The sequence below is a fragment of the Xanthobacter autotrophicus genome (assembly GCF_029991245.1).
Classification (GTDB): Bacteria; Pseudomonadota; Alphaproteobacteria; order Rhizobiales; family Xanthobacteraceae; genus Xanthobacter; species Xanthobacter autotrophicus_C.
In genome coordinates, this window is sequence record NZ_JAIVFO010000232.1 from 1 (window position 1) to 3951 (window position 3951).

The following is a 3951-nucleotide window of genomic DNA, read 5'->3' on the forward strand; positions in this document are numbered from 1 at the left end:
GCTTCCAGCCGCCCGCGGACTGGCGCGCCGCCCATCCGCGCGGCCCCTGAAGGGACGAGGGGCTGTCGGAGCGGCTGGCGCAGGCTTGCCGCAGCCGCATGCCTCCGCCATCCGCCACTCCGCCGGAGGGCCTTGCACGGCTGGAAAAGGCGTGGTCTTTCGCTGGGCAAAACAAGGCGAGGCTGGAGGCGCCAGGAGCATGAAGCTTTACGATTCAAGTCGCGCGCCAAATCCGCGCCGCGTTCGCATCTTTCTGGCGGAAAAGGGTATTTCGGTTCCGACCGTCCAGGTGGATCTCGCCAAGCTGGAGCAGAAGTCGGACGACTTCACCCGCCTGAACCCCCGCCAGCGCGTGCCCGTGCTCGAGCTGGATGACGGCACCGTCATCTGCGAAACCATTGCCATCTGCCGCTATTTCGAGGCCCTGCAGCCCGAGCCCAACCTGTTCGGCCGCACGCCGACGGAGCAGGGGCTGGTGGAAATGTGGCAGCGCCGGGTGGAGCTGGACCTGCTCTACCCCATCATGATGGTGCTCCGACACCTCAACCCGGGCATGGCCGCCATGGAGGTGCCGCAGGTGCCGGAATGGGGCGAGGCGAACAAGCCCAAGGTTTTGGCGGCGCTTGATTTTTTCAACGCTGCCCTGGCCGGCCGGGACTATTTGGCGGGCGATCGCTTCACGGTGGCGGACATCACGCTGCTGGTGGCTGTGGATTTCATGCGGGTGATCCGCGTGGCGCTGGAGCCGACCCACGAGAACCTTTCCCGCTGGCATGGGTCCGTCTCGGCCCGTCCGAGCGCAAAGGCTTGATATCATGAAGCTAAAGGTCGTCGGCTGCGGGGACGCGTTCGGCTCCGGCGGGCGCGGCAACAGCTGCTTCCTGCTGACTACAGAGGCGCACACGGTCACCCTCGACTTCGGCGCCAGCGCCCTTGTGAACCTCCACAGGTTCAACCTCGGTTCGGCGGACATCGACACGGTGTTCATCAGCCATCTTCATGGAGATCATTTCGGTGGTATTCCATTCCTTCTGCTGGATGGGCAGTACGTCCATCTCCGGGAGCGGCCGCTGGCCATCGTCGGTCCGCCTGGAACCCAGGCGCGTCTGGCGGCGGCCATGGAGGTGCTGTTCCCCGGCATGGGGGAGATCGACTGGCGATTCGCCTGGAAGGTGACCGAGGTGGAGCCCGGCTCCACCACAAGCCACGGCGCCCTGACCCTGACCACGGCTGCCGTGGTCCATCCCTCCGGCGCCCCGTCCACCGCGCTGCGGCTGGAGGATGGGACACGCACCCTCGCCTTCTCCGGCGACACCCAATGGACGCAGGCGCTGCTGCCCATCGCCCATGGGGCGGACCTGTTCATCTGCGAGAGCTTCGCCTTCGAGGGGGAGCCCTACGGCCACCTCGCCTACCGCACCCTCGCCGACCGGCGCGCCGACCTTGGGGCGCGGCGCATCCTGCTCACCCACATGGGCGACGAGATGTGGGCGCGCCGGGGGGAGGTGGACACCACCCATTTCATCGTGGCCGAGGATGGGCTGGAACTCGACATCTGAGACAAAGGGCGATCCTGCCGCCCTCGACGCCCTGGTGGCGCGCATCCGCGCCTGCCGGGTGTGCGTGGAGGCGCCGCGCGGCGCCCCGCTCCCCCACGAACCGCGCCCGGTGCTGCGGGTCTCGGCCACAGCGGCCATCCTGGTGGCGAGCCAGGCGCCGGGCACGAAAGTGCATGCCAGCGGGCGGCCCTTCACCGACGCATCGGGCGACCGGCTGCGGCAGTGGATGGGGGTGAGAGACGACGAATTCTATGACGCCGCCCGCATCGCCATCGCGCCCATGGGCTTCTGCTTTCCCGGGCAGGACGCGGCCGGCGGCGACCTGCCGCCCCGGCGCGAATGCGCGGCCACCTGGCACGACGCGTTGTTCGCGACGCTGCCGGCGTTCCGGCTGATCCTGGCGGTGGGACGGCCGGCGCAGGCCTATCATCTGGCGCGGCTGGGCCTTGGCGCCCACCTGAAGGCGAGCCTGACGCAGACCGTGCACCACTGGCGGGAGGTGCGCGCCGCCGGGATGGCGCTCAGGGCGCCGGTGGCGGTCTACACGCTGCCGCATCCGTCCTGGCGCAACACCGGCTGGCTCAAGCGCAATCCCTTCTTTGAAGCCGACCTGCTGCCGCAGCTGAAGGCCGACATCACCCGCGCGCTGGGGCGGGGCGGCGTGACCTCGAGCGACATATGATCGATGTTTCGCCCTTCACCCTGTCCATGGGCGGATCTGTTCCGGTGTCAGCCCAGCGGAGCCCTTCGCCTCGGCCTCTGCACTTTTGACCAACGCATGAATGCGGCGCGTGAGCGGAACCTTCAGGCCGCACTCATCGGCCATATCCATGATCAGTCCCTGCAGGTGGTCGATCTCCGTCGGGCGTCTCAGCTTGAGGTCGTCCCACATGGAGGAGCGCGCCTCGGGATCGGTCTTGATGGCTCCCCCCATCAGTGCAAATACGGCGTCGGGCAGCCGCAGGACATGGGGTGTCCAGCTTGCAGGGACTGGCGTCCACGCCACCGGCTTGATGCCCTTCGCCTGAAGGACGGCGAGGGCTTCCAGCATCTGGTCCGCCAGGAGCATGCGCCAGGCCCGCCGTGCGAACTGCCGGCTCACGGGCAAGTCAGCCAACGCGTTGATCGCATTGTTGAGATTGATCAGCAGCTTGAACCACTGCACCCCGGTGATGTCCGGGTGAGGACGCACGACAAGGCCCGGCACCGAAAGCTGCTCGGCGGTTCGGTTGTCATCCTGCTCCAGGAGGATGTCGCCCCTCATGGCGCGACGATACTGCCCTTGGCCGGCGGCGATCACATAGTAAGGCACCATTCCTGCCAGCACGCGCCGCCCCGGCAATCGCTCGCGCAGCACGGCGACGTTGCCGACGCCGTTCTGAAGACTGACGATGATCGCATCTGCTGGCGCGTGCCTTGCAATGATATCCGCCATCTCGGCGGTATCCTTGCTTTTGACGGTAACGAGCACCACCGCGGCATCGCGCAGGATTTCGGGGGCTTGCGAGAGGATCAGCTCATGCGATCCGACCTTTCGATCCAGACCTTCGGGGCTCGTCAACCGCAGCCCATGGGCCTGGATTTCGCCGATGACGCGCGGACGCCCCAGGAAGGCCGTTCGGCGACCTGCAGCAGCGCACATTCCGCCGACAAAGCAGCCTATGCTGCCGGCACCCGCCACTCCGATCGACCCCTTCGAGATCATGCAGCACCTGTCGTCGAACCCGTTACAGTTAGGTCAGGCGCAGATTGATATCAATCGGTGGGCCAGTTGAACGCTGCGGCGGATGCGCGCCGCCCGGGGCGCGTCCTGGCGGATGCTCTCGCAGCCGGCGTCGTTGCCCCGTTCGTGCCACCGGGAAGCCGTCAACCGGGTGCGGGCGCCTTCCGTCTCGACCACGCCGCCCGCGGTCCGGCCTCGGCACACGAGGTTCGCAACAGCCGGCATCAAGGAACGGCATGGGCCTCCCTTGCCCAACCTTTAATCAGCGCCCATATCTCGTGCTTTGCAGTTGAAGCCTACCATGCGAATCAATTGGAAACTTCTATTCATTCCAAACCGGGTCCGCGCGCCTGCCCCCGGAACGTCGACGGCGCGGGAGACCGGCAACAGAGTTGAGACCATGAGCAACACAGCCGAACTCAGCGAAGACCTGGTCCGCTCCACCCTCGCCACGGTGCGCACCCCGGAGGGCGTCGCCCTTTCGGTGTCGCCCGCCCTTTCCGGCGTGGTGGTCACCGCGGGCAAGGTCTATCTTTCCATCAATGTGGACCCGGCCCAGGCCCGCGCCTGGGAAGGCGTGCGCGCCGCCGCCGAGGATGCGGTGAAGGCCGTTCCCGGCGTCGTCTCGGCGCTGGTGACCCTCACCGCCGAACGCAAGATGGCCCCGCC

Annotated in this window: 5 protein-coding genes; 4 read left to right on the forward strand and 1 reads right to left on the reverse strand. The window is 67.2% G+C overall.

Annotation, left to right across the window (positions count from 1 at the left end):
- The first annotated feature begins 199 nt into the window (after positions 1-199).
- The 3 genes from K9U41_RS22040 to K9U41_RS22050 are packed head-to-tail and all read left to right on the forward strand — an operon-like array spanning position 200 to position 2241.
- Positions 200-811, forward strand: coding sequence for a glutathione S-transferase family protein (locus tag K9U41_RS22040; protein WP_282642983.1), 612 nt, complete (start codon positions 200-202; stop codon positions 809-811).
- Positions 812-815: 4 nt separating this feature from the next.
- Positions 816-1559 carry an MBL fold metallo-hydrolase gene (locus K9U41_RS22045; RefSeq protein ID WP_282642984.1) on the forward strand — a complete coding sequence of 248 codons (744 nt, stop codon included), beginning with the start codon at positions 816-818 and terminating at the stop codon, positions 1557-1559.
- A complete protein-coding gene (locus K9U41_RS22050; protein WP_282642985.1) occupies positions 1537-2241 on the forward strand; it encodes a uracil-DNA glycosylase family protein in 705 nt (234 codons plus the stop codon). The genes K9U41_RS22045 and K9U41_RS22050 overlap by 23 nt, the downstream gene beginning before the upstream one ends.
- Positions 2242-2256: 15 nt before the next feature.
- On the opposite strand, the gene K9U41_RS22055 is transcribed toward K9U41_RS22050, so the two are convergent.
- Positions 2257-3264 (reverse strand): 2-dehydropantoate 2-reductase, encoded by a 1008-nt coding sequence (locus tag K9U41_RS22055; RefSeq protein WP_282642986.1) that lies wholly within the window; start codon positions 3262-3264, stop codon positions 2257-2259.
- Between the two features lie 418 nt (positions 3265-3682).
- Between K9U41_RS22055 and K9U41_RS22060 the strand changes: the two genes are divergently transcribed.
- On the forward strand, positions 3683-3951 hold a 269-nt coding region (locus tag K9U41_RS22060; protein ID WP_282642987.1), incomplete at its 3' end, for an iron-sulfur cluster assembly protein.